Source organism: Blautia sp. HCP3S3_B11 (assembly GCF_052064435.1).
Taxonomy (GTDB): Bacteria; Bacillota; Clostridia; order Lachnospirales; family Lachnospiraceae; genus Blautia_A.
In genome coordinates this window covers 65,830-90,723 of sequence record NZ_JBQHVP010000001.1, presented here as the reverse complement: position 1 = coordinate 90,723, position 24,894 = coordinate 65,830, and the positions used below count along the sequence as shown (strand labels likewise).

General features: G+C 41.7%; 22 protein-coding genes and 3 pseudogenes. 18 read left to right on the top strand and 7 right to left on the bottom strand.

Going from position 1 to position 24,894, the window contains the following annotated elements:
* Positions 1-351 precede the first annotated feature (351 nt).
* The 11 genes and pseudogenes from ACTNC0_RS00440 to queA all read left to right on the top strand — a co-directional run bounded on the left by ACTNC0_RS00440 (position 352) and on the right by queA (position 7,951).
* Positions 352-738 carry a hypothetical protein gene (locus tag ACTNC0_RS00440; protein ID WP_441085863.1) on the top strand — a complete coding sequence of 129 codons (387 nt, stop codon included), beginning with the start codon at positions 352-354 and terminating at the stop codon, positions 736-738.
* 23 nt (positions 739-761) lie between these two features.
* On the top strand, positions 762-1,763 hold the full coding sequence (locus ACTNC0_RS00435; protein ID WP_441085862.1) for a type II toxin-antitoxin system antitoxin SocA domain-containing protein: 1,002 nt from the start codon (positions 762-764) through the stop codon (positions 1,761-1,763).
* A 263-nt stretch (positions 1,764-2,026) separates the two neighbouring features.
* A pseudogene (locus ACTNC0_RS00430) lies at positions 2,027-2,765 on the top strand (site-specific integrase).
* 90 nt (positions 2,766-2,855) lie between these two features.
* Positions 2,856-3,134, top strand: coding sequence for a DUF7724 family protein (locus ACTNC0_RS00425; protein WP_441085861.1), 279 nt, complete (start codon positions 2,856-2,858; stop codon positions 3,132-3,134).
* Positions 3,135-3,220: 86 nt separating this feature from the next.
* Positions 3,221-3,544, top strand: coding sequence for a YlxM family DNA-binding protein (gene ylxM / locus ACTNC0_RS00420; protein ID WP_117674754.1), 324 nt, complete (start codon positions 3,221-3,223; stop codon positions 3,542-3,544).
* Between the two features lie 3 nt (positions 3,545-3,547).
* Positions 3,548-4,903, top strand: a complete 1,356-nt coding sequence (ffh, locus tag ACTNC0_RS00415) for a signal recognition particle protein (protein ID WP_117674755.1) — start codon at positions 3,548-3,550, stop codon at positions 4,901-4,903.
* A gap of 151 nt (positions 4,904-5,054) precedes the next feature.
* Positions 5,055-5,300, top strand: a complete 246-nt coding sequence (gene rpsP / locus ACTNC0_RS00410; RefSeq protein WP_441085860.1) for a 30S ribosomal protein S16 — start codon at positions 5,055-5,057, stop codon at positions 5,298-5,300.
* 63 nt (positions 5,301-5,363) lie between these two features.
* Positions 5,364-5,594, top strand: coding sequence for a KH domain-containing protein (locus tag ACTNC0_RS00405; RefSeq protein ID WP_008704683.1), 231 nt, complete (start codon positions 5,364-5,366; stop codon positions 5,592-5,594).
* Between the two features lie 72 nt (positions 5,595-5,666).
* The gene (rimM, locus tag ACTNC0_RS00400; RefSeq protein ID WP_117674757.1) at positions 5,667-6,170 is read left to right on the top strand and encodes a ribosome maturation factor RimM; all 504 of its coding nucleotides are present in this window, start codon (positions 5,667-5,669) and stop codon (positions 6,168-6,170) included.
* The gene (gene trmD / locus ACTNC0_RS00395; protein WP_117674758.1) at positions 6,171-6,929 is read left to right on the top strand and encodes a tRNA (guanosine(37)-N1)-methyltransferase TrmD; all 759 of its coding nucleotides are present in this window, start codon (positions 6,171-6,173) and stop codon (positions 6,927-6,929) included.
* The gene (gene queA, locus ACTNC0_RS00390) at positions 6,926-7,951 is read left to right on the top strand and encodes a tRNA preQ1(34) S-adenosylmethionine ribosyltransferase-isomerase QueA (protein WP_117674759.1); all 1,026 of its coding nucleotides are present in this window, start codon (positions 6,926-6,928) and stop codon (positions 7,949-7,951) included. The genes trmD and queA overlap by 4 nt, the downstream gene beginning before the upstream one ends.
* 94 nt (positions 7,952-8,045) lie before the next feature.
* On the opposite strand, the gene ACTNC0_RS00385 is transcribed toward queA, so the two are convergent.
* On the bottom strand, positions 8,046-9,377 hold the full coding sequence (locus ACTNC0_RS00385; protein WP_441086056.1) for a CapA family protein: 1,332 nt from the start codon (positions 9,375-9,377) through the stop codon (positions 8,046-8,048).
* A gap of 325 nt (positions 9,378-9,702) precedes the next feature.
* Here ACTNC0_RS00385 and ACTNC0_RS00380 point away from each other — a divergent pair, with 325 nt between their 5' ends.
* From ACTNC0_RS00380 to ACTNC0_RS00370, 3 genes are read left to right on the top strand one after another with little or no spacing between them, the layout of a single operon-like run.
* Positions 9,703-10,539 carry a deoxyribonuclease IV gene (locus ACTNC0_RS00380; protein WP_441085859.1) on the top strand — a complete coding sequence of 279 codons (837 nt, stop codon included), beginning with the start codon at positions 9,703-9,705 and terminating at the stop codon, positions 10,537-10,539.
* Between the two features lie 2 nt (positions 10,540-10,541).
* Positions 10,542-11,093 (top strand): flavodoxin family protein, encoded by a 552-nt coding sequence (locus ACTNC0_RS00375; RefSeq protein WP_441085858.1) that lies wholly within the window; start codon positions 10,542-10,544, stop codon positions 11,091-11,093.
* Between the two features lie 5 nt (positions 11,094-11,098).
* Positions 11,099-11,410, top strand: coding sequence for a hypothetical protein (locus ACTNC0_RS00370; RefSeq protein ID WP_441085857.1), 312 nt, complete (start codon positions 11,099-11,101; stop codon positions 11,408-11,410).
* Between the two features lie 201 nt (positions 11,411-11,611).
* Here ACTNC0_RS00370 and ACTNC0_RS00365 read toward each other — a convergent pair whose 3' ends face one another.
* The 3 genes from ACTNC0_RS00365 to ACTNC0_RS00355 form a co-directional block, all read right to left on the bottom strand.
* Positions 11,612-12,601 carry a 2-hydroxyacid dehydrogenase gene (locus tag ACTNC0_RS00365; protein WP_441085856.1) on the bottom strand — a complete coding sequence of 330 codons (990 nt, stop codon included), beginning with the start codon at positions 12,599-12,601 and terminating at the stop codon, positions 11,612-11,614.
* 392 nt (positions 12,602-12,993) lie between these two features.
* Positions 12,994-14,268 carry a 3-phosphoshikimate 1-carboxyvinyltransferase gene (aroA, locus tag ACTNC0_RS00360; RefSeq protein ID WP_441085855.1) on the bottom strand — a complete coding sequence of 425 codons (1,275 nt, stop codon included), beginning with the start codon at positions 14,266-14,268 and terminating at the stop codon, positions 12,994-12,996.
* 55 nt (positions 14,269-14,323) lie between these two features.
* Positions 14,324-15,415 (bottom strand): prephenate dehydrogenase/arogenate dehydrogenase family protein, encoded by a 1,092-nt coding sequence (locus ACTNC0_RS00355; protein WP_441085854.1) that lies wholly within the window; start codon positions 15,413-15,415, stop codon positions 14,324-14,326.
* A 541-nt stretch (positions 15,416-15,956) separates the two neighbouring features.
* On the opposite strand from ACTNC0_RS00355, the gene ACTNC0_RS00350 reads away from it, so the two are divergent.
* Positions 15,957-18,047 carry an elongation factor G gene (locus tag ACTNC0_RS00350; RefSeq protein WP_441085853.1) on the top strand — a complete coding sequence of 697 codons (2,091 nt, stop codon included), beginning with the start codon at positions 15,957-15,959 and terminating at the stop codon, positions 18,045-18,047.
* A 110-nt stretch (positions 18,048-18,157) separates the two neighbouring features.
* On the opposite strand, the pseudogene ACTNC0_RS00345 reads toward ACTNC0_RS00350, so the two are convergent.
* Positions 18,158-18,271, bottom strand: a pseudogene (locus ACTNC0_RS00345) (DUF6783 domain-containing protein); the annotation flags it as partial.
* On the opposite strand from ACTNC0_RS00345, the pseudogene ACTNC0_RS00340 reads away from it, so the two are divergent.
* The 3 genes and pseudogenes from ACTNC0_RS00340 to ACTNC0_RS00330 all read left to right on the top strand — a co-directional run bounded on the left by ACTNC0_RS00340 (position 18,221) and on the right by ACTNC0_RS00330 (position 21,753).
* Positions 18,221-18,370 (top strand): annotated as a pseudogene (locus ACTNC0_RS00340) (DUF6783 domain-containing protein). The pseudogenes ACTNC0_RS00345 and ACTNC0_RS00340 sit on opposite strands and share 51 nt — an antisense overlap.
* Before the next feature lie 273 nt (positions 18,371-18,643).
* Positions 18,644-21,046: a leucine--tRNA ligase gene (leuS, locus tag ACTNC0_RS00335; protein WP_441085852.1), complete on the top strand. Its 2,403-nt coding sequence runs from the start codon at positions 18,644-18,646 to the stop codon at positions 21,044-21,046.
* A 329-nt stretch (positions 21,047-21,375) separates the two neighbouring features.
* On the top strand, positions 21,376-21,753 hold the full coding sequence (locus ACTNC0_RS00330; protein ID WP_300334475.1) for a hypothetical protein: 378 nt from the start codon (positions 21,376-21,378) through the stop codon (positions 21,751-21,753).
* Positions 21,754-21,829: 76 nt separating this feature from the next.
* Here ACTNC0_RS00330 and ACTNC0_RS00325 read toward each other — a convergent pair whose 3' ends face one another.
* The gene (locus tag ACTNC0_RS00325) at positions 21,830-23,188 is read right to left on the bottom strand and encodes an MATE family efflux transporter (protein ID WP_441085851.1); all 1,359 of its coding nucleotides are present in this window, start codon (positions 23,186-23,188) and stop codon (positions 21,830-21,832) included.
* Between the two features lie 146 nt (positions 23,189-23,334).
* On the bottom strand, positions 23,335-24,891 hold the full coding sequence (locus ACTNC0_RS00320; RefSeq protein ID WP_441085850.1) for an ABC-F family ATP-binding cassette domain-containing protein: 1,557 nt from the start codon (positions 24,889-24,891) through the stop codon (positions 23,335-23,337).
* Positions 24,892-24,894 lie beyond the last annotated feature (3 nt).

Below are 24,894 nucleotides of genomic sequence, written 5' to 3'. Positions count from 1 at the left end.
TTTCAAAGGGACGCGCAGAAAAATCTTTTGTTTCGTGTGCGGTTTCGGGTCCTAAGATATTCTAAGCCGTCATAAATCTGCTAAAAGCATGAGCAATCTGAGCCAAACTCGCTGCGCTCAGACAGTGTCTCAGATTGCTCATAACGCAGATTTCTGACGACTAAGAATATCTAAGAACCCTGCAAATGCACACGAAACAAAAGATTTTTCTGCGCTGGGTGTTGAGAGTGGGAGTATTTTGTACAGTATAGAGGACTTGATGATTGGATATTGACAAAATTCCATCATTAGATATAATAATGATAGAAAAATATAAAAATGCCATCATTATAAAGGAAGGCGATGCATAATTTGGATGTAACGTTAAATGGTATTGAGGTATATTTAAGTGAAGTAAAAGAGGAAATCCGAAAAAACAGGTATAGGCTTGAACTTAATTCTCGTCGACAGGATAATAGAGATTTATTTCTTACCTATGTCCTTGATGAGACAATGGCAAAGGATATTTTACTCGGATTGACGGCAACTGATTTTTCTGAAATATTGCAAAATGAACACAAAGGATATGAACATGAGCTGTTGTATGTTTTTGGCAAAGATATAGAGCTTTTGGAAAGAATGGGTAACGCTTGTAGAACAGTATCATTATACATAAAATTTAACAAGATGGATAACTGTTATGTGATTATAGTATCTTTGCATGAACAGAAATATCCAATTAATTACTATTTTAAATAGTAGTATGATAAGGAGGAACTATCATGGCAGAGAAAAGGAGAATTGATTTTTGTACAGTATGCAGAAAAGAAACGGAATATACCCTGCAAAAAAGAAATATTAAAAAAAAGATTAAAGAGGTGGAATATACATTTGGTATTACAGTTGCAATATGTGATGAATGTGGGGAAGAGATGAGTATTCCCGGGTTAATTGATAAAAATATTCAGGAAGTTAATGAACAGTACAGAGCTTATGAAGGCATTGTTTCGATAGGTGATATTGAGAAACTCATGAAAATTTATAAAATCGGGAAAGCGCCATTATCTCTGGCCTTAGGGTTTGGTGAAATAACTATTACGAGATATCTCTCTGGTCAGATACCGTCGAAGGAATATTCTGATATTATGAAGAGAGCATTATCTTCCCCAACTTTTATGAAAGAAAAATTGCGTGAAAATAGGGAGAAAATCGCTGTTGCAGCTTATAATAAAGCTATGGACGCGGCGATACAGTTGGAGTCACTTTTTTCAGTTTCTGATAAAATGCTACGAGTGATTTCGTATGTGTTTGAGAGGCTTGAGGAAGTAACACCCCTTATGCTTCAAAAGTTGCTTTATTTTATTCAGGGAGTATCTTATGCGTTGAATGCAAAACCAATGTTTACTGAGAATTGTCAGGCATGGGTGCATGGTCCTGTTTATCCTGAAGTATATGACATATTCAGGGACTTCAAATATAATCCTATTGAAGATGCACGTTTTGTAATCTTTGAATGTGCAGAAGATGTGATTACTGAAGAGGAGTGTAGAACTATTGATTTAGTAGTCAATACTTTCGGTGAGTATGGTGGAAAAGTTCTGGAAAGAATCACCCATGAAGAAATGCCATGGAAACTTGCCAGAAAAGGATATACAGACAATATTCCGTCTAATGAGACGATTACGATGGAGAATATAGAAGAATATTATACTGAAAAAAATGCGGAATATGATTTTTCTACAGAGAAAGGTCTTAAAAAATATATTAGGGATATTCTTCAATGAGGATATTTGGCTTGAAGTGTGAAATATGATGTACAGTTAAAAAAGTATTTAAAGCTTGCAAAAAAGCAAAATAAGACAAGAACGCTGTGCTATGATCTGAAGTCAGGTGTGGCATAGCGGTTTTTATTTCCTGAAATTATTAAATGTAGTATTGATGGAAATGGCTGTGAAAGCATGTTATACTAAAAAATAAAGGAATATATCAAAGTAACGGAGGATAAGAAAGTGGCGGAAGCAGAAAATAGTAAGGATTTAATTAGTGTATTATAGAGGTATACAAAAGAGGAGCAATCAGAGAAGCGACAATGTCAAAATATCTGATGACTCAGAAATGGGTAGAAAAGCTAGTGCCGGAATTAAAGGTTTGTGAACTGACAAGAACTGTGTATCAGCAATACTGAACGATTATGCCAAAGAACACGAAAGACAGACGACATTGGATTTTCATCATCAGTTAAAAGGAGCAATTCTGGATGCTGTTGATGAGGGACTGGTTTATTCTTTTGGTTGCGAAAACGGGCATGCGTTTTTCAGAAGCGCTTGCGATTACGCCGGCAGATTTTGATTTTGCAAGGCAGACTCTGTCTATCAGTAAGACCTGGGATTATAAAGGAGAGGGTGGCTTTCTGCCGACAAAAAAATAAGTCTTCTGTCCGTAAGATTCAGATTGACTGGCAGATCGTAGTGAAGTTTTCAGAATTGATTAAAACACTTCCGGAAGATAAACCGATTTTTGTGGGTGAATCGCAAATTTACAACTCAACGGTAAATGGTGTGCTTGCAAGACATTGCAAAGCCTGTGGAATCTCAGAGATCTCTATTCATGGACTGCGCCATACGCATGCATCACTATTATTGTTTGCAGGTGTGTCCATTGCAAGTGTGGCGCGCAGACTGGGACATGCAAGTATGACAACAACACAAAAGACATATCTGCATATTATTCAGGAACTTGAAAACAAAGATGTTGATTTGGTGATGAGAACTTTATCGGGATTATAAATTAAAGATCATGGAAACACTTACACTGATTAGGTAAAAGCTCTTTGCAACTATTGCAATAAAGGATATAACGAAGCCGATAGAAAGTGAATGTATATGAATAATTGTGCAACTATAAGAAATGAAGGAAAATATACAATATTTGCATTTCGCAATCATAATATTCGTTTTATGACATCAGTAAGATTGGAACGTTACACGAAAATTGTAGACTGGGATTATGGGTATCTGGTGGTGATGGCAAAATATAAAGGATTGGATGAGGTTGAAGAGTATATCGATTTAATTCCGATTTTGGAAAGGCTCTACTATGATGCGGATGAATTTTTAAAGCCAATTAAGCAGGTGAGAATCGATTATGCTGTTTGATTTAAAAAGAAAAAATTATTCCCTTGTCAAGAGAAAATGCTTGACACCGTACCTGAAATAGGTTAAGATAGTCAAGGTGATTACAGATGGAGAAGTTTGTAGAGCAAGGTTATTTATATGATTTTTATGGAGAACTTCTGACAGAGAGACAGCAGCAGGTTTATGAGAGCGTGGTGCTGGAGGATTATTCGTTGAGTGAAGTCGCAGAGGATCTGGGCATCAGCAGACAGGGTGTGCATGATATGATCAAGAGATGCAATAAGACCCTTGAGGAATATGAACAGAAGCTCCATCTTGTAGAGAAATTCCTGAATATACGGGCGCAGGTGAAGCAGATCCGTGTACTTGCCCAGGAATATCATTCCGATGAAATTGCAAATATTTCCAATGAGATTTTAGAGGAGTTATAACATATGGCATTTGAGAGCTTGACTGATAAACTGCAGAATGTATTTAAGAAGTTGCGAAGCAAGGGCCGCCTGACAGAGGAGGACGTTAAGCTTGCTCTTAAGGAAGTAAAGATGGCCCTGTTAGAGGCTGACGTAAACTTTAAGGTCGTGAAGCAGTTTACCAAATCTGTACAGGAGCAGGCAATCGGACAGGACGTTATGAGCGGTCTGAATCCGGGCCAGATGGTGATCAAGATTGTAAATGATGAACTTGTGAAACTTATGGGAAGTGAGACAACAGAGTTGCCTCTTCGTCCTGGAAATGAAATTACAGTGTTCATGATGGCAGGTCTGCAGGGTGCAGGTAAGACCACCACAGTTGCGAAGCTTGCAGGCAAGCTGAAGTCCAAAGGTAAGAAACCTCTCTTGGTTGCCTGTGATGTTTACCGTCCGGCGGCTATCACACAGCTGCAGGTCAATGGTGAGAAACAGGGCGTGGAAGTATTTTCCATGGGAGATAAGCAGAAACCTGTAGATATTGCGAAAGCAGCAATCGAGCATGCGAAAGCAAACCAGCAGAATGTGGTGCTTATCGATACAGCCGGTCGTCTTCATGTCGACGAGGATATGATGCAGGAGCTTGCAGATATTAAAGAGAATATTCATGTAGATGCAACAATCCTGATCGTAGATGCGATGACAGGACAGGATGCGGTAAATGTGGCTAGTACATTTGCTGATAAGGTAGGAATCGACGGTGTCATTCTTACGAAGATGGATGGTGATACCCGAGGTGGTGCAGCCCTTTCTATCAAGGCAGTAACCGGTAAACCTATTTTATATGTAGGTATGGGCGAGAAGCTTTCTGATCTGGAGCAGTTCTATCCGGAACGTATGGCTTCCAGAATCCTTGGTATGGGTGATGTCATGAGTCTGATCGAGAAAGCGGAAGCTTCTATTGATAAAGAACAGGCACAGGACATGCAGAAGAAGTTAAAGAAAATGGACTTTGACTTCAACGATTATCTTACCAGTATGGAACAGATGAATAAGATGGGCGGTATCGGCAGTATCCTGAACATGCTTCCAGGAATGGGCGGCAAGATGAAGGACATCGAGGGAATGATCGATGAGAAAGCGATGGACAGAACCAAGTCAATCATCCTTTCTATGACACCTCAGGAGAGAAGCAATCCGTCAATCCTGAATATTTCCAGAAAGAACCGTATTGCCAGAGGCGCAGGAGTTGATGTCTCCGAAGTAAACCGTCTGGTGAAGCAGTTTGAACAGAGTAAGAAGATGATGAAACAGATGCCTGGTCTTATGGGCGGTAAAGCCGGTAAGCGTGGCGGCGGATTCAAACTCCCGTTCGGACTGTAAGTTAAGGTTGCCGGGCACGAAGTGAACAGCAGCTATTTGAGAAGTTAGCGAAGCGAATAACGCTTTGACATAAAAAGTTACTGTCTGAAACGGGCAGTAATTGCAAACATAAGAAAACAATATATTTTAATTTAATGGAGGAAATGAAACAATGGCAGTTAAAATCAGATTAAGAAGAATGGGACAGAAGAAAGAACCTTTTTATAGAATCGTAGTTGCAGATTCCCGTTGCAAACGTGATGGAAGATGTATCGAAGAAATCGGAACATATGATCCAAACCTTGAGCCAAGCGCTGTAACAGTAAACGAAGAAGCAGCTAAGAAATGGCTTGCAGCAGGAGCTCAGCCTACAGATGTTGTAGCAAAAATCCTCAAAGATGCCGGAATCGAAAAATAATTCAGATTTACCAGGTAAGGTATTTCTGCAGCGTCCGTAGGGGACGGGTCAGGGAGGTATGTAATGAAAGAATTAGTGGAAGTAATTGCAAAATCTCTTGTTGAAAATCCGGATGAAGTGGTTGTTACTGAGACAGAAAAGGAAGACGCAATTATCGTTGAGCTGAAGGTCGGACCTGCTGATATGGGTAAGGTTATCGGACGTCAGGGAAGAATTGCGAAAGCAATCCGCACTGTAGTCAAAGCGGCTTCTTCAAAAAGCAGCAAAAAAGTGATTGTAGATATTCTGCAATGAAAATAGGGTCAGGAGCTGTGGAACATCCCATGGCTCCTGATTTGGGTTTATTATGAAAAAATGGGAGAGCAGATGGAAGATTTATTAAAAGTTGGTGTGATCACTACGACACACGGAGTACGCGGAGAAGTAAAGGTATATCCAACCACAGATGCAGACAGATTTCTGGATCTGGAATATGTTCTGCTTGACACTGGCAGAGAGAAAAGAAAGCTTGAAATTGAGAATGTTAAGTATTTCAAGAACCTTGTAATTCTGAAATTCAAGGGAATTGACAATATTAATGATATAGAGATGTATAAGAAAAGAGAACTCTGGGTTCCGAGAGAAGAAGCACAGGAGCTGGAAGATGATGAGTATTATATTGCAGACCTGATCGGAATGGATGTGGTTCTCGAAGATGGAAGCAAATTTGGAACTTTGAAAGATGTAATGGAGACTGGTGCCAATGATGTCTATGTAGTAGAAGACACGAAAGGTGCGGAGGTTCTTCTTCCTGCGATTAAGGAGTGTATTCTTGATGTGGATGTGGAGAAGAATGTAATGACCATTCATCTGATGAAAGGATTAATATAAATGAATTTTCATGTTTTGACCCTGTTTCCGGAGATGATTGAAAATGGTATGAACACGAGTATTACCGGACGTGCCATTACAAAAGGTCTCCTGACACTGGAAGCAGTGAATATCCGCGATTATGCGTTTAATAAACATCAGAAAGTGGATGACTATACTTATGGCGGCGGCGCCGGGATGCTGATGCAGGCAGAACCGGTTTATCTCGCATATGAGGCGATTGCCAAACGCACAGCAAAGCGACCGAGGGTTGTATATCTGACTCCTCAGGGACAGGTATTTAATCAGGCAATGGCACGCGAGATGGCGCAGGAGGAAGATTTGGTATTTCTCTGTGGACACTATGAAGGAATCGACGAACGTGTTCTGGAGGAAATCGTGACAGATTATGTATCTATCGGAGATTATGTGCTTACAGGCGGAGAACTTCCGGCTATGGTCATGATGGATTCTATTTCCAGAATGGTTCCGGGAGTGCTGAATAATCAGGAATCCGGTGAGACAGAATCTTTTGCGGGAAATCTTCTGGAATATCCGCAGTACAGCCGCCCGGAAGAATGGCATGGGAAGAAGGTGCCGGAGGTTCTGATGTCCGGTCATCATGCAAATATAGAGAAATGGCGCAGGGAGCAGTCTGTTTACCGTACGGCAAAGAGACGCCCGGATCTTTTAAAGAAGGCGGATCTGACCAATAAAGAATGGAATTATGTGCGCCAGTTAAGGAAACAGTGGAAGGAAGAAGAGGAGCAGACAAAATGAAAACAGCAGATTTTTATTATGATCTTCCTCAGGAACTGATTGCTCAGGATCCTCTGGAGGACAGAAGTTCATCCAGACTGATGCATCTGTCTTTACAGGATGGAAGCATTGAACACCGTCATTTTACAGATGTACTGGATTATCTGGAAGAGGGTGACTGCCTGGTTATCAATGATACAAAGGTAATCCCTGCCCGCTTATACGGACATAAAGAAGAGACAGGAGCACTGATTGAGATCCTGCTTCTGAAGAGAAAAGAAAACGATATCTGGGAATGTCTGGTAAAACCTGGAAAGAAAGCACGTCCGGGAGCGAAGATCACATTTGGAAACGGAATTTTAAAGGGTGAGATCATTGATGTTGTGGAAGAGGGAAACCGCCTGATTCAGTTCCATTATGAAGGAATCTTTGAGGAGATTCTGGATCAGCTTGGAGAAATGCCTCTGCCACCATATATTACTCATAAACTGAAAGACAAGAACCGTTATCAGACTGTTTACGCAAAGAATGAAGGATCCGCAGCAGCACCGACCGCAGGTTTGCATTTTACAAAAGAATTGCTGGAAAAGGTGAAAGAAAAAGGCGTGAATATCGCCCATGTGACTCTTCACGTAGGCCTTGGAACTTTCCGTCCTGTAAAGGTTGATGATGTGGAAAGCCACCATATGCATTCTGAATTCTATATTGTAGAAGAGGATCAGGCGAAGCTGATCAACGATACAAAGAAAGCAGGAAAACGTGTTATTTCCGTAGGAACCACGAGTTGCAGAACTCTGGAATCCGCAACAGGAGAAGATGGAATCCTGAGATCAGGAAGTGGCTGGACAGAGATTTTCATTTATCCGGGATATAAATTCAAAATGATCGATGGATTGATCACAAACTTCCATCTGCCGGAATCCACACTTCTGATGCTGGTATCCGCACTGGCTGGCAAGGAGAATATCATGCGCGCCTATGAGACGGCAGTACAGGAAAGATATAGATTTTTCTCTTTTGGGGATGCGATGATAATTATATAATATCAATATAAAAATATTTCATATTATATAATGGATAATATGAAATACATAAAGAAAGCCGAGAAATCTGAAAGGACTTCCCGGCTTTTTGCGTCTAATTCATATCAACTGTGTTATTATCAGAAGAATTAGCACTATCTGTATTATTTCCTGTTGTGCTGCTATTATATTTTGCAGTAAAGGTAGTACCTTCCGCAGTAGAGATCCACGAGCTTCGATCATTGATCTTATTCAAAATTCGTGTAGTTTCGTCGCCCTCGGCAGGAGTTGGCTGATAGTTATTGTAACCTTCATATGCTGCGGAAGAGATAGAGCATGGAATAATATTAGTCACATTATCATCTTTGACGCCGTCAGAATCAATGGTAAAGGTCTGCTGATAGATCATGGTGTCCATATCGCTTGGAGAACTGTTTCCGCCGAAGCAGAAGTTTCCAAGACTGTACACGATATTTTTACCCTTATAGGTTTCAATGCCCTGAAGAACATGAGGGTGATGTCCACATACAAGATCGGCACCTTCATCAATTGCCAGGCGTCCAAGGGTTGCCTGGTTGCTGTCCGGGACGGTTTCGGTCTCATTTCCCCAGTGGAAAATAACTACGATTAGCTGCGCGCCATCAGCTTTTATTTTCGCAATATTATCTTTTAACTGCTGTTCTCTGCTAAGGTGGTCATTCAGTTCATAGATGCCGACTAATCCGACTTTAACACCCTTTATATCCATTACGGCGGTTTCATCATATCCGAAATGTACGATTCCTGCATTATCCAATGCGGTGAGTGTGTCTTCGAAACTCTGATCTCCGTAGTCATGGCTGTGGTTATTGGCAGTATTTACCGCTTCAACAGAACCACTTGTCAAAATAGAAGCATAAGAGGCAGGTGCTTTGAAAGCAAATGTTTTATCTTCACGTTCGGTTGAGTCAGTAAGTGTTCCTTCGAAATTCGCAATCGTCAGATCATCTGCAGAGAAAATGCTCTTTACATTCTGCAGGAAATAATCGGCACCATAATTTTCATAGTAAGCGTTTAAACTGGTGTCATAATCAAATGTCTCATCTGTCCCAAGGGTACAGTCACCTACAATGCTGAGAGTCAGAGATACAGGCGAATCTACGGTAGAATCTGATGCTGTATCAGATTCAGAAGGATCAGGAGCCGAAGAAGCGGATTTGCTGCTGTCCGAAGAGACATTCATTGATACAGCATTTTTGGAAGCGGTTTTCCGTGAATGTATATAGTTGCTGCATCCGCGGATTCCTGCCAGAAGCAGTATAAAGACCAGAACAAAAATGCCGATTCCGGCTGCAATCAGTAGTTTCTGCCGTCTTTCCTGATAATATTTTGATTTTCTGTAGATATTTTTTCTGCGGGATGTCGAGGTTTTGCCCTGTGGTCTTTTAGATTTAGGATTCATATGTATTCTCGCTTTCTTATGAGTTATAAGGACATTCAGATTACTGAAAAATGAAAAAACAGTGGTCTATTCAGTATCCGTACAGTTAAGGATTTAAATCATTGGAAAACTCTCTGAGGTGAAATAAGAATCTGGATTTATATTTCACAAAAACAGATATATTCATATGAAAATTTTGTGTGAATAATGGATTACTGAATGGTTAAATTATATAAGAAGTATATAGAGAATTCACAGAATCGTCAACAAATAAGTCTTTTCATAAAACCACATTTTTGTTATAATACTATGACAAAAGGTTACATAAATATTACAGGCAGAGGAATGGGATATGTTATATATAGGAAATCACACAAGCTCATCCAAAGGATATCTGGCGATGGGAAAACAGATGCTTGCAAATGGCGGCAACACATTTGCATTTTTTACCAGAAATCCAAGAGGGGGAAAGGCAAAAGAGATTGATCCGCAGGATGTACAGGCTTTTTTAAAGTTGGAGCAGGAGAATCATTTCGGCAAGTTGGTAGCGCATGCGCCATATACAATGAACTGCTGTGCTGCGAAGGAGAATCTGAGAGAGTTCGCCAGAGAGACAATGGTGGATGATTTGAAACGTTTGGAACTGACACCGGGAAATTATTACAATTTTCATCCGGGCAGCCATGTAGGTCAGGGAGAGGAAACAGGAATTGCCAAAATCGCGGAAATCCTGAATGAAGTTCTTACAAAAGAACAGAGCACGACAGTTCTTCTTGAGACAATGTCAGGAAAGGGCAGCGAGGTAGGAAGAAACTTTCAGGAACTGCGCCAGATTATTGACCAGGTGGAACTGAAAGAGAAACTGGGCGTCTGTCTGGATACCTGTCATGTCTGGGATGGAGGATATGATATCGTCAGTGATCTTGACGGGGTATTTACTGAGTTTGACCAGATCATCGGTCTTGACAGACTGAAAGCGATTCATTTAAATGACAGTATGAATGGTCTTGGCAGTCACAAAGACCGTCATGCCAGAATCGGGGAAGGCGAGATTGGACTGGAAGCACTTGTGCGTGTGATTAATCATCCCGCGACAAAAGGCGTTCCGTTTATTCTGGAAACACCGAACGATGATGAGGGGTGGGCGCGTGAGATTGCACTTCTCAGGAAAGAGTATGAGGAAAAATAAGGATGAAAACATTGATTTTTAATGGTTCACCGAGGAAAAACGGCGAAACTGCATATATGATTCGAACATTGCAGGAAAATCTCGGCGGAGAGTACAAAGTAGTTGATGCATACAGGGCACAGATTCGCCCGTGTATAGATTGCAGATGGTGTTTTGACCATGCGGGATGTGCGGTTAAAGATGAGTGGCAGGAGGTTCTTTCCTATATTGAGGAATGTGACCACATTATTATTGCCTCCCCTGTATATTTTGAAGAAGTTACGGGCATGCTTCTTGCAGCGATGAGCAGGCTGCAGACCTATTTTAGTGCCAGATATATCCGTAAAGAAGAACCGGTTCCGAAGAAAAAAACAGGAGCTGTTCTTCTGGCTGCAGGAAGTATCGGACCAAGAGAGAAAGCAGAGAGCACAGCAGAAATGCTGCTTCGCCAGATGAGCTGTGAGAGTCTGGGAACGGTGTATGTAAACCGTACAGATAAAGTGCCGGTCAGAGACAGGGATGATATGATACAGAAGATAAAAGATCTGGCAGTTAAATTAAAGATGAAAGGATGAATAGAATGAAGAAATTTAGATACATGATAATTACAGGTATGCTTCTTGCATCTATCGGTCTGACCGGTTGTGGAAAAAAGTCAGAAGATGATATTACGAACAAAGAAATCTATCAGGATGACCTTCAGCCGCTGACAGAAGAAGAACTCAATGAAATGGATGCGGACACTTCTGATGAAGATATGAAGCAGATTGACGAACCTGAGGATGAAAATGCAGATAGTGCAGAGACAGCAGATGTTGCGAAAACAGAAAATACAACAGAAAATACAGCAAAAGATGCTGCATCCCCAGATACAACAAAAACTTCAAAATAGTCAGGAATACTACATCATTTTCCGCTTATAATAAGCAAGTAGCGGAAGTGGATTGTGAATATCCGATTGACGATTTATGAAAAAAGCACTCGTGGGAGTGCTTTTTTCGTTAGAAGAAGTAAATATTTAATTGAATCAGGTAAATTTCCTGCTTCAATTGCAGATACCTGCCTGATTTCTGTTGAAGAAAACTCCGTCAAATTAAGAAAAAACTTCGTTTTTCAGTTCTTCCCCATTCATAAATGCCTTTGCATTTTCCAGAGTGGTTTCTGCGATGTTATCCAGTGCCTCGCGTGTAAAGAATCCCTGATGAGAGGTCATGACTACATTCGGGAAGGAGAGAAGACGCTGAGTGATAGAACTCTGCAGAATACGCTCGGACATATCCTCAAATACAAAGTCAGTTTCTTCTTCATAAACATCAAGACCAACTGCAAAGAATTTATGATCGCGGATTCCGGAAATCAGATCTTCTGTTTTGATCAGACCACCACGGGAAGTATTTACAAGAATCACGCCATCTTTCATCTTAGAAATGGTTTCTTCATTGATGAGATGTTTGGTTTCTTTAGTGAGAGGGCAGTGAAGACTGATCAGATCACTGGTTGCAAGAAGCTCATCCAGAGATACATATTCCAGATAATCAAGGTTTTTATTCGGATAAAGATCGTAAGCGATAACTTTCATGCCAAATCCCTTGCAGATTTTTGCCATTGCCTGTCCGATTTTACCTGTACCGATGATACCGGCTGTTTTCTGATAGAAGTTTACGCCCATCAGACCGCTTAATGCAAAGTTGTTTTCGCGGCATTTGATGTATGCTTTATGTGTGTGGCGGTTTGCTGTGAGAGCAAGTGCCATTGCATGTTCGGCAACAGCTTCCGGAGAATATCCCGGAACACGCAGAACCTTTATTCCGTATTTGTGAGCAGTTTCCAGATCCACATTATTATATCCGGCGCAGCGCATAAGGATCAGTTTTACGCCCTGTGCGTTAAGTTCTTCGATTACCTGAGTGCCCAGATCTGCGTTTACGAAAGCACAGATGGCTTCATAGCCGTGAGCAAGGGATGCGGTTTCTTCATGAATATTTGCTTCTGTAAATTTAATTTCAATACCTGGATAGGAAGGAAGAAGTTTTTCAAAAAAATCTTCGTCGTAGTTTTTTGTGCCGTAAAATAAAATTTTCATAAATAATTAACTCCTCTCTGGTCAGATGTATATCTATAAGATAGTTACTGTTTATTTTGTGCACAGTAACATAAGATATACTCTCCGTAAAAATATAGCGCTTCAAAATAAAATGAATTTGCTAACAATTACGTATTATAAATGATTTACATAAAAAAGGAAATAGTATTTTGGATAAAAATTCTCAAGTATTAATAAAAATACAAAATTTCATTTTAATAATTTGTTTACAAGATGCAAAATAACAAATTTTGGAAATGACAGTATTGTTTATCTAATGATAAGTATGTACTAAAAAGAAAAAAGTATTCCCGTTTTATACAATAAAAACTCCCAACAATGTTTGAACAAAAAACATTCGTTGGGAGTTATGGAATAAAATTACTTATAAATTATTTCCCAAGAGAATACAAATCCTCATAAAATTCCGGATAGGAAATTTTAACACAGTCGCCATCCTTAATTGTGAGTGTGCCATCACAGATTGTTCCTGCCACAGCAAAGGACATAGCGATTCGGTGATCGAGATAAGAGTTGATCTCTGCACCGTGGAGTGGTTTACCGCCATGAATGATCATTCCGTCATCAGTCGGCTGAATGTCAGCACCCATACGTTTCAGTCCTTCTGTTACAACTGCGATACGGTCAGATTCTTTAACCTTCAGTTCCTGTGCATCCTTAATGACGGTAGTCCCCTCTGCGAAAGCGGCCATAACGGCAATCATTGGAATCTCATCGATCAGTGTCGGAATAATTTCTCCCTCAACAGTGGTTCCGTGAAGGCTGCTGGTGCGGATCAGAAGGTCTGCAGTAGGCTCACCTTCGGTACTTGTATTTAATAATGTAATGTCAGCTCCCATAGCTTTGCATACACGCAGCATACCATCTCTGGTAGGGTTGATTCCTACATTTTTAAGAAGAATCTCGCTTCCTGGTGTGAGAAGTCCTGCCGCAATAAAATACGCAGCGGAAGAGATATCTCCAGGCACTTTAATTTCGCGTCCGTTTAACACTGGTTCCGGTTCGATGGAAGCGGTTGTTCCTGCAGAAGATACCTTTGCTCCAAAATAATTCAGCATGATTTCAGTATGATTTCTTGACAGCACCGGTTCAGTAACGCTGGTAATGCCGTCTGCGTACATTCCTGCAAGAAGTACGCATGATTTTACCTGTGCGGAAGCAACCGGAGACTGATAATGAGTGGCATGCAAAGGTTTACCTGTAATGCGTAAAGGTGCGCAGCCATTGTCTTTCAGACTAACAATATCAGCTCCCATAGAAAGAAGAGGGGTCATGATACGCTTCATTGGACGGGACTGGATAGAAGCATCTCCGTTTAATTCACTTGTAAAAGCCTGTCCGGCCAGAATTCCGGAGATAAGTCTTGTGGTAGTTCCACTGTTTCCTACGTCCAGAATTTCAGATGGCGCGCTCAGCCCATGAAGACCTTTTCCATGCACCAGAATTTCTGAAGCATTTCTTTCAATATCAATTCCCATCTTCTGGAAACAGGAGATAGTAGAAAGACAGTCTGCTCCTTCCAGAAAATGTGTGATTTTTGTCGTACCCTGTGCAAGAGAACCGAACATAACCGCACGATGGGAGATAGATTTATCACCTGGTACAGTCAGTTCTCCTGAGAGGTGTGTCTGTTTTTTGATTTCCATGTTTGATTCCTGCCTGTTTTATAATATTTTGCCTGAATATCAAGCGGCCAGTATACTAGCGTTCGTATACGATATAATTTCGTTTCTTAAGAAGTGCAGCACCCTTTTCCATAGCTGTTCCGTCATAGAATTCGATTTTAAGAACACCTTCCTCAAATTCACGGTTATGGATAATTCCGATATTCTTGATACTGATCTTCTCCATAGCCAGAATAGTTGCGATAGTGGCGATACCACCTGCCTCATCAGCAATGTCCAGGTACAGGACATACGCTTTTTTAAGCAGTCCATTGTCCACAACGTCAATGGAATCACGGTAATCTCTGGAGTTTGCAAACATCTGATACAGACTCTTGGAGTCCTTATTATCTACAAAACAACGAATCTGCACCAACAGACGGATATAGTCGTCCAGAACATTGGAAATATTCTGGTTGTTCTCCACGCAGATCTGTTCCCACATAATCGGAGAGGAGGAGGCGATACGTGTGATATCGCGGAAACCTCCGGCTGCGATCGTTTTCATATATTCCTGGTCGCTGTCCAGCATGCTGACAAGATTTACCAGAGCAGAAGCGATGATGTGAGGAAGATGGCTGACTCCGGCAGTGATAAAATCATGTTCTTCGCTTGTGAGAACCATAGGAATTGCTCCGAGAGAAGAAATCATTTCTGTAAAATCAGTCAGCTTCTCTAATGGCACTTCGCTGCCAGGAGTGATGATATAATAAGCATTCTCGATCAGGCGGTCACTGGAAGCCTCGAATCCGTTTTTCTCTGAGCCTGCCATTGGATGGCCGCCGATAAAACGGGATTCCATGCCAAGACGCTCAACTTCTTTATGGATAATGCCCTTGACACTTCCGACATCTGTGATGATGGTGTCAGGACCGATATTCTCTTTAAAATATTCCAGGTACTTTACATTATATTCTACAGGTGCACACAGGAAAATATAATCACAGCCTTTGAAACGCTCGTCGTGTTCTTCACAGACGGCATCGATCATATTACTGCTGACTGCTGTGGCAAGTGTTTCCCTATCCTGATCATAGGCGAGGATACGGTAATCTTCGTGGTATTTCCGGATGGCCTTGGCGATTGAACCGCCAATCAGTCCGAGACCGATAAAACCGATGGTTTTCATAGTGGTTTCTTGCATCCTTTCAAATAGCTTTTTTTATTGCTGTTCATACGCTGCTATTTCGCGGGGCGTTTTGACATATTCATACCAAAAACCAGAAACATACAGCGTGAATTCATGCGATTTGCATATCATATTTTTCTATTTTAAAGGATATAATTTGAAAAGTCAATTCATTGAGAGACTTTTATACATAAATAATTTAAAGCGACAGAGTAAGCGGGCTTATGAGAGTGTCAGACGTTTACCATTACTGTGCACGAAGTGAACAATATCCATTTATTTTTTGCTAGAGATAAATAGTAGATAAAAAGCTTGTATACGTCTGATATTACATTTGTGCCAAATTACACAGTTAAAATCTGCAAAAATTACTGAAAATATATAAAATGCTTATGAAAATACAAAGAGTTCACAAAAAAAGATGTTAAAATTTCATAAAATACTTGAAAAATACAAAAAAATTTAGTAATATATAGCCATATCGTTGCTGCGGGCGTTATAAGCAGCGACAACATAACAGACAAACAGGGAGGTACGCAACATGGATGTATTTAGAACTGACCGAATTAGAAATGTAGTCCTTTTAGGTCATGGGGGCGCTGGCAAGACTACACTGGCCGAAGCAATGGCTTACTTAGCAGGAATGACAAACCGTCTCGGAAGAGTAGAGGACGGAAATACTGTCAGCGATTATGACAAAGAAGAGATTAAGAGACATTTTTCCATTTCTACCACATTGATTCCGGTACCATGGGATAAGGTAAAGATCAATGTGCTGGATACTCCCGGATATTTCGATTTCGTAGGTGAAGTAGAAGAAGCAGTAAGTGCAGCAGATGCAGCGATCATTGTAGTTTCCGGTAAAGCCGGTGTTCAGGTCGGAACACAGAAAGCATGGAATTTATGCGAGAAATATAAACTTCCGAGAATGATCTTTGTAACTGACATGGACGTAGATGATGTCAGCTATCGTAAAGTAGTAGAGCAGCTCACAGAACTTTATGGCAAGAAGATCGCACCGCTTCATTTCCCAATCCGTGAAGACGGTAAATTCGTAGGATATGTAAACGTTGTAAAACAGGCAGGACGTAAATACATAGATAAAGGTAAGAAAGAGGAATGCGAGATTCCTGAATACTTGGATGAATATCTGGAGAAATATCATGATATCCTTATGGAATCTGTAGCAGAGACCAGCGAGGAATTCATGGATCGTTACTTCGAAGGAGATACTTTCTCAGTGACAGAGGTTTCCGCGGCACTTGCAATGAACGTACAGGAGGCATCTATCGTACCTGTATGCATGGGCTCACCAATCAACCTTCGCGGTGTATCCAATCTTCTGGATGACATCTGCGGATATTTCCCAGGCCCGGACAAACGTTCCTGCAACGGAATCGCTCAGAAGACAAATGAGATCTTTGAAGCAAACTACGACTTCACGAAAGTGAAATCCGCATATGTATGGAAAACAATTGCAGACCCGTTCCTTGGCAAATATTCTCTTATTAAAGTATGCTCCGGTGTTATCAAATCCGATGACACTTTATTAAACGTAGAGAAAGGCGAAGAAGAACGTCTGAATAAATTATATGTACTTGAAGGATCCAAACCGATCGAGGTTCCGGAACTTCATGCCGGTGATATCGGTGCAATTGCCAAATTAAACAGCGTACAGACTGGTGACAGCCTTGCGACAAAAGCAAATCCGATTCTTTATCCGAAGGCACTCCTTTCCACACCATATACCTGCAAGAGATTTAAAGCAGTGAAGAAGGGTGATGAGGATAAGATTTCCCAGGCATTAGCGAAGATGATGAGCGAAGACAAGACACTTCGTGTAGTAAATGACAGTGCAAACCGTCAGAGCCTTATCTACGGTATCGGTGACCAGCATCTCGATATCGTTATGAATAAATTAAAAGAACGCTACAAAGTAGATGTTGAATTGAGCAAACCGAAGGTTCCGTTCCGTGAGACAATCCGTAAGAATGCAGATGTAGAAGGCAAACATAAGAAACAGTCCGGTGGACATGGACAGTATGGACATGTTAAGATGCGTTTCGAGCCATCAGGCGATCTGGAGACACCTTATGAATTTGAACAGGTTGTAGTTGGTGGTGCAGTTCCGAAGAACTACTTCCCGGCAGTTGAGAAAGGTCTTCAGGAATGCGTGTTAAAAGGACCTCTGGCTGCATATCCTGTAGTTGGTGTGAAAGCTACATTATATGATGGATCTTATCATCCGGTAGACTCCTCAGAAATGGCATTCAAGATGGCAACGATTCTTGCATTTAAGAAAGGCTTTATGGATGCATCACCTGTACTCTTAGAACCAATCGTATCTATGAAAGTAACTGTTCCGGATAAATTTACCGGTGATGTTATGGGTGACCTGAACAAACGCCGTGGCCGTGTTCTTGGTATGACTCCTGATCATCAGGGCAATACCATTATTGAGGCAGATGTTCCACAGCTTGAGATTTATGGATATTCCACAGATCTTCGTTCTATGACAGGTGGAAGCGGAGAATTCTCCTATGAATTTGCACGCTACGAGCAGGCTCCTGGAGATATTCAGGCAAAAGAAATTGAAGCCAGAGCAAGTAAGGTAGATAAAGTGGAAGAATAAAAAAGGGTAATTACTGACAGAGCAGTAATTTGTGTTAGCGCAGTAATTAAAATATAGTTAAGAAATAAAAATGGCAGGACATTTTGCAGAGATGCGGAATGTCCTGTTTTTTACGTTTTGTTGACAGAACTAGAGTGTGTCTGAAAAAGGCTTTCTGCAAGATGTGCGTCACAATTTGTGGGATATTTTGCCCGGATGAGGGCGCCGTAGCGGGCTACGGCAACTGAATTCGGGTGAAATATCCCACAAAGTGGGGCGTGCAGATTGCGGGAATGATTTTTCAGACACACTCTAGTGGTGTATTACTCGAAAATGCGAAATAAGTGCCATTTTTAAAGCAAAAACACTAGATACTGCGAAACGTTACATTGACAAACAGCCTTTGTTGAATTAAAATAAATTTTTAGGATAAGATGTCCATAATCGGACTGAAACCGCCGGAAATAATAAAAGCAGCTGTGTAGCTCAGTGGAGCAAACAGTAGTGGTGTCATGGACGCACCCTGAAAAAGACGGTATCTCGCCTTAAGTCAGATGCCCTGGTAATTCTGTTGCCGGGTAGTTCACATACAGCAAAATGTTGGAGGAAGTATAGAGATGAAATACTTGTTTAAAAAGATCGAGCCTAAGTGGCAGGCGAAATGGGAAGAAAGTAAAGTCTTCGAAGCCAAAGATAACAGTGATAAACCTAAGTTCTATGGCTTGGTAGAGTTTCCATATCCAAGTGGTGCAGGTATGCACGTAGGACATATCAAAGCATATTCCAGTCTGGAGGTTATTTCCAGAAAACGTCGTATGGAAGGTTATAATGTACTTTTCCCGATCGGATTTGATGCATTCGGTCTCCCGACTGAGAACTACGCAGTAAAGACCGGAACACATCCACGTATCATCACAGATGAGAACATCAAGAGATTTTCCAATCAGTTAAAGAAGGTTGGATTCTCTTTTGACTGGAACCGTGTGATCGATACAACAGATGAAGACTACTACAAATGGACACAGTGGATTTTCCTGAAAATGTTTGAAAAAGGTCTTGTATTCAGAGACAGAACACTGGTTAACTACTGCCCGCACTGTAAAGTAGTCCTTTCCAATGAGGACAGCCAGGGTGGTAAATGTGATATCTGCCACAGCGATGTTGTCCAGAAATCCAAAGATGTATGGTATTTAAGAATTACCCAGTATGCAGATAAGCTTCTGGAAGGTCTGAAAGATGTAGATTATCCGGATAATGTAAAACAGCAGCAGATCCACTGGATCGGAAAATCAAAAGGTGCTTTCGTTAACTTCGATGTTGACGGAATCGACGAGAAACTTGAAATCTATACAACCAGACCGGATACCCTGTTTGGTGTAACATTCATGGTAATCGCACCGGAACATCCGATCATTGACAAATATGCAGATAAAGTCACAAACATGGACGAGATTACTGCATATCGTAATGAGTGTGCAAAGAAAACAGAGTTTGAGAGAACTCAGCTTGTAAAAGATAAAACAGGTGTGAGAATCCAGGGACTTGAGGGAATCAACCCGGTTAACGGTAAGAAAATCCCGATTTACATTGCTGACTACGTAATGATGGGATATGGTACAGGTGCTATCATGGCAGTACCTGCTCACGATCAGCGTGACTATGATTTCGCGAAGAAATTCGGCATCGACATTATCGAAGTTATCAAAGGTGGAGATATTTCCAAAGAAGCCTATACAGGCGACGGCGAAATGGTAAATTCCGATTTCCTGAACGGATATGCAAAGAAGAAAGATTCTATTGAGCGTATGCTGGAAGAACTGGAGAAAAAAGGAATCGGTAAAGCCGGTGTTCAGTATAAGATGAAAGACTGGGCATTCAACCGCCAGAGATACTGGGGCGAGCCAATCCCGCTTATCCATTGCCCGAACTGTGGTGTTGTAGCAGTTCCGGAGAATGAACTTCCGCTGCGTCTGCCGGATGTAAAGGACTTCGAACCAGGTGAAGACGGACAGTCTCCGCTTGCAAAAATTGATTCTTTCGTAAACTGCACATGCCCGAAATGTGGTGCTGCAGCGAAGCGTGAGACAGATACCATGCCTCAGTGGGCAGGTTCTTCCTGGTATTTCTTAAGATACACAGATCCGCACAATGCAAATGCACTGGCAGATATGGACAAACTGAAATACTGGATGCCTGTTGACTGGTACAATGGTGGTATGGAACATGTTACCAGACATATGATTTACTCCAGATTCTGGCATCATTTCCTGTATGATCTTGGCGTAGTAAATACACCGGAACCATACGCAAAACGTTCCATTCAGGGACTGATCCTCGGACCGGACGGAGATAAAATGAGTAAATCCAAGGGTAATGTGGTTGACCCGCTGGATATTGTAGAAGAATACGGTGCAGATACTCTTCGTACCTATGTACTGTTTATGGGTGACTATGGGGCAGCTACTCCATGGAGCGAGAACTCTGTAAAGGGCTGTAAGAAGTTCCTGGATCGTGTTGCAGGGCTGACAGATATCCTTTCTGAAGAATCCGTATCTGATGAACTGGAGATGAAACTCCACCGCACCATCAAGAAAGTTTCTTCTGATATCGAGAACCTGAAATTCAATACAGCGATCGCCAGCCTGATGACACTCCTTAATGAGATCACAGCAGAAGGACACTTGAGCAAAGATGACCTTACCATCTTTATCAAACTGCTTAGCCCGTTTGCACCACATATCTGCGAAGAAATCTGGGAATTCATCGGAGGAGAAGGCTTACTGGCAGTTTCCGAATGGCCGAAATATGACGAAGGCAAGACCATTGCCAAGACAGTTGAGATCGGTGTACAGGTAAACGGTAAAGTAAGAGGAACCATCGTAATCCCTAACGGATGCGAGAAAGAAAAAGCATTTGAGATCGCTAAGGCAGATGAGAGAGTTGCATCCTTCCTGGAAGGAAAGAACCTCATCAAAGAGATCTATGTACCGAACAAGATCGTAAACTTTGTTGCGAAATAATAGAATAGAACAGCAGAAATTGCTGCGCAGGCAGTAATAGTAAGCAGTAAAAAAGGACGCAGAAAGAAGCGGAGAACGTTTCTGACTGCGTCCTTTTTAGTGAAAATTTAACCAAGTCAAGTAAGCGTATTGTTTTGATTACGAATATCCGTTTGATTGTCTTGTGAAATATTTTGCTGAAAACGGTGTGGATAGTAGCTATATGGATTGGAGAGATACAATTACATATTTGCGTTACTTGCACAAATAACTGGTTTGTTGTAGTATTATGCTTAAATAAATCGAAAGGATTCGACATTGTTCGACATAAAACTATGATGAACGATCAGATGAAAAATGCAATAGAAAATATAAAAACAGCCTGCACAGAAGAAAACCTCTGGCAGGCAATTATCATATTTCAGAATTATCCTTTTTATACAGCATCCGGACTTCCATTTCATTACACGTTGAAAACCGGACGAAACGGCGAACTGACCAGAGAACTCTGGGTAAACAGAAGAGAAAACAGCAAGAGCCTGTCCTGGAGCAGTGTAGCTCTGGCTTTTGAGCGCACAAAACAGACCTCTGAAGAAATCCCGGGGCCGAAGAAACTTGGAAATATCCGGGGGATTTCTTATATCTATGCAATTTTCTGGACGTTTGGGTTAATAAAAGTACCTGCTTCCATAGCTGAAAAAATGCAGGGACACAGCGAAAATACATAAGGACACAGAAAACCCGAAACATACTGTGCGAATTTATTTGATTAGCATAAATTAAGTTTGCGAAGCAGACATCAGATTATTCAGGCAGCTGCTTACTGACATGATGGAAAGTCAGCGTAAACACGATTCCCTTAACAATGGAAGAGATCGTGAGAGCCCACCATACACCATTCAATCCCATTCCTGCATGTGTCAGGATCATTGCCAGCGGAATTCGTGAGCCTGTCAGGATCACACTGATCGTACTGGATAATCTGGTACGTCCAAGTCCGGATAATGCGCCGACTGTCATCAGTTCAATAGACATAAAGACTTCACTGAATCCGATAATGACCAGATAATTGATCGAAGTATCCAGCGCCTCTTTTTCGTGGAAAAATAATCTTGAGATCGGCTCCGGGAAAAAGACAAAAGCCGCAGTAACAAGAAGCCCCCATATGGCAAGAACCCGAAATGACAGACTGTAACCTTTACGGATACGGTCTTTTTTTCGTGCTCCGTAGTTCTGTGCGATGAAAGCATTCAGCGCTGAAGCGAAACCGTCTGCGGTATTCCAGGATACAGATTCTATCTGCCCGCCCACACGCTGCGTTGCAATGGCAGCTGCACCGTAGGCAGAAACCATACGGGTCAGAATCATGGAAATGAAACAGTAAATGCTTCCCTGTATAGCGGTAGGAAATCCAATTCGGAAAACTTGTTTATAATATTCTTTTGAAGAAATAGACAGCAGGTTCAGGTGCCGTAAAACATTTGGCTCCAGTCTGGAATGGCGGATACGCAGAACCATCACCACGAAAACCAGGATCTGCGAACTTACTGTTGCAACAGCGGCTCCGACAACTTCCAGTCGTGGAAAAGGTCCTACACCAAGGATCAGCAGCGGATCCAGGATCATATTTCCCGCAAGCCCGATGAAGTTTGCGAGAAGGGGAGTGCGGGAATCTCCCTGAGCAGTAGAAAGACCGGTCAGTGTCAGATTCAGGTAAGAAAAAAGGATCAATCCGCAGGTGATCAACGTGTAGGATTTGGCTGCGATATAAGTTTCTGTGTCTGTAAGATTAAAAAATCCCAGTAGAGGATGAATAAAAATAATACAGACAGCCGCAAACAAAATGCCAAAAAGCGCAGTGATCTGCAGGGAACTGGCAGCATAAGAACGTGCCTGGTCGTAATCTTTACGCCCGCATGTCTGGGCAGTATTTACCTGTCCGCCCATTCTTGGCAGGGATGCGAGTCCCTGGGAGAGCCAGACGTACATTCCGCCGACTCCCACGCCCGCAACCGCTTTTGCACCAAGCAGTCCGATCCATGCCATATCCATAATACTGTAAGCGGTTCCCAGCATAGAAGAAACCATGATAGGCAGAGCAAGCTCTGCCAGAGTTTTCAGGATCGGACCGGAAGTCAGATCCACAGTTTTTGCTTTACTCATTTGTAATAACCTTTTGCGCACCAATAAATGATATCTTAATTAAATCAAGTAAGTCTTTTGTTTCAATTGCGAATATTCGACTGACATAATTGGATGACTGATTTCTTATTTCAAAAATCACTTGTTGGCGTCGCTTGCCCCATTTATTATAATACTTTCGTAGTCCATTTACTGCAGTCCCATATCTGAGAAACCACATCACGGTAAAACTCCGGTTCGTGGCAGATCAGGAGAATGCTTCCCTTATATTCGATCAATGCCTGCTTCAAAGCTTCTTTTGCATCCACATCCAGATGATTGGTAGGCTCGTCCAGAAGCAGAATGTTCGTCTCTTTATTCACCAGCTTACACAGACGCACTTTCGCCTGCTCCCCGCCACTCAGTACACGTACCTGACTTTCAATATGCTTGGTAGTCAGACCGCATTTGGCGAGAGCAGACCGCACCTCATACTGAGTATAAGACGGAAACTCCGCCCAGATTTCATCAATACAGGTAGTCTTGTTATCACCTTTGACTTCCTGTTCAAAATATCCAATCTGAAGATTCTCCCCAAGTTCGCAGGAACCCTTCAGAGACGGGATCAACCCCAGAATACTCTTCAGCAAAGTAGTCTTACCGATACCGTTTGCACCAACCAGCGCAATCTTATTTCCTCTTTCCATAGAGAGAGTAACAGGTCTGGAAAGGGGTTCATTATAACCAATAACCAGATCTTTCGTCTCGAAGATATATTTCCCCGGAGTACGTCCATATTTAAAATGAAATTCCGGCTTCGGCTTCTCGGCAGCAAGCTCGATCACATCCATCTTATCCAGTTTCTTCTGTCTGGACATTGCCATGTTTCTTGTAGAAACCCTTGCCTTATTTCTTGCGACGAAATCCTTCAGTTCACTGATTTCTTGCTGCTGGCGTCTGTAAGCAGCCTCAAGCTGAGCCTTCTTCACCTCATACACTTCCTGGAAATGATCATAATCCCCGACATAACGGTTCAGTTCCTGATTCTCCATATGATAAACCAGATTGATAACAGAATTCAGAAACGGAATATCGTGGGAGATAAGGATAAATGCATTCTCATAATCCTGCAGATAACGCTTCAGCCATTCAATATGTTCCTCATCCAGATAGTTGGTAGGCTCGTCCAGAAGCAGGATATCCGGTTTCTCCAGAAGTAGCTTGCCAAGCAGAACTTTGGTTCTCTGACCGCCGCTCAGATCTGTAACATCACGTTCCAGTCCGATATCCAGAAGCCCCAGAGCTCTGGCAACTTCCTCCACCTTTGCATCGATCACATAGAAATCATGCATAGTAAGGGTATCCTGAATAGTTCCCAGCTCCTCCATCAGAGTATCCATCTCCTCAGGAGAAGCAGTGCCAAGAGAGTCACAGATTTCATTCATCCTTTCCTCCATCTCAAAGAGATAAGAGAACGCAGATTTCAGCACGTCACGGATGGACATGCCCTGAGAAAGGACAGAATGCTGGTCCAGATAGCCGACACGTACGTTCTTTGCCCATTCAATCTTACCCTCATCCGGCATCAGCTTTCCGGTTACAATATTAAAGAAAGTAGATTTACCTTCCCCGTTGGCACCAACCAGTCCAATATGCTCGCCCTTTAACAGGCGGAAAGATACATCATTAAAAATCGCCCTGTCTCCGAAACCATGTGTCAGATGTTCTACATTCAAAATACTCATAAA

Bases quoted from the DNA above. Each gene is read 5' to 3' on its own strand.
- aroA (WP_441085855.1), bottom strand. From the start codon at position 14,268: ATGGAAATCAAAAAACAGACACACCTCTCAGGAGAACTGACTGTACCA.
- rimM (WP_117674757.1), top strand. From the start codon at position 5,667: ATGGAAGATTTATTAAAAGTTGGTGTGATCACTACGACACACGGAGTA.
- ACTNC0_RS00380 (WP_441085859.1), top strand. From the start codon at position 9,703: ATGTTATATATAGGAAATCACACAAGCTCATCCAAAGGATATCTGGCG.
- ACTNC0_RS00365 (WP_441085856.1), bottom strand. From the start codon at position 12,601: ATGAAAATTTTATTTTACGGCACAAAAAACTACGACGAAGATTTTTTT.
- ACTNC0_RS00320 (WP_441085850.1), bottom strand. From the start codon at position 24,891: ATGAGTATTTTGAATGTAGAACATCTGACACATGGTTTCGGAGACAGG.
- ACTNC0_RS00350 (WP_441085853.1), top strand. From the start codon at position 15,957: ATGGATGTATTTAGAACTGACCGAATTAGAAATGTAGTCCTTTTAGGT.
- ACTNC0_RS00355 (WP_441085854.1), bottom strand. From the start codon at position 15,415: ATGAAAACCATCGGTTTTATCGGTCTCGGACTGATTGGCGGTTCAATC.
- ACTNC0_RS00370 (WP_441085857.1), top strand. From the start codon at position 11,099: ATGAAGAAATTTAGATACATGATAATTACAGGTATGCTTCTTGCATCT.
- ACTNC0_RS00325 (WP_441085851.1), bottom strand. From the start codon at position 23,188: ATGAGTAAAGCAAAAACTGTGGATCTGACTTCCGGTCCGATCCTGAAA.
- ACTNC0_RS00375 (WP_441085858.1), top strand. From the start codon at position 10,542: ATGAAAACATTGATTTTTAATGGTTCACCGAGGAAAAACGGCGAAACT.
- ACTNC0_RS00330 (WP_300334475.1), top strand. From the start codon at position 21,376: ATGAAAAATGCAATAGAAAATATAAAAACAGCCTGCACAGAAGAAAAC.
- rpsP (WP_441085860.1), top strand. From the start codon at position 5,055: ATGGCAGTTAAAATCAGATTAAGAAGAATGGGACAGAAGAAAGAACCT.
- ylxM (WP_117674754.1), top strand. From the start codon at position 3,221: ATGGAGAAGTTTGTAGAGCAAGGTTATTTATATGATTTTTATGGAGAA.
- leuS (WP_441085852.1), top strand. From the start codon at position 18,644: ATGAAATACTTGTTTAAAAAGATCGAGCCTAAGTGGCAGGCGAAATGG.
- ffh (WP_117674755.1), top strand. From the start codon at position 3,548: ATGGCATTTGAGAGCTTGACTGATAAACTGCAGAATGTATTTAAGAAG.
- trmD (WP_117674758.1), top strand. From the start codon at position 6,171: ATGAATTTTCATGTTTTGACCCTGTTTCCGGAGATGATTGAAAATGGT.
- ACTNC0_RS00435 (WP_441085862.1), top strand. From the start codon at position 762: ATGGCAGAGAAAAGGAGAATTGATTTTTGTACAGTATGCAGAAAAGAA.
- ACTNC0_RS00425 (WP_441085861.1), top strand. From the start codon at position 2,856: ATGTATATGAATAATTGTGCAACTATAAGAAATGAAGGAAAATATACA.
- ACTNC0_RS00405 (WP_008704683.1), top strand. From the start codon at position 5,364: ATGAAAGAATTAGTGGAAGTAATTGCAAAATCTCTTGTTGAAAATCCG.
- queA (WP_117674759.1), top strand. From the start codon at position 6,926: ATGAAAACAGCAGATTTTTATTATGATCTTCCTCAGGAACTGATTGCT.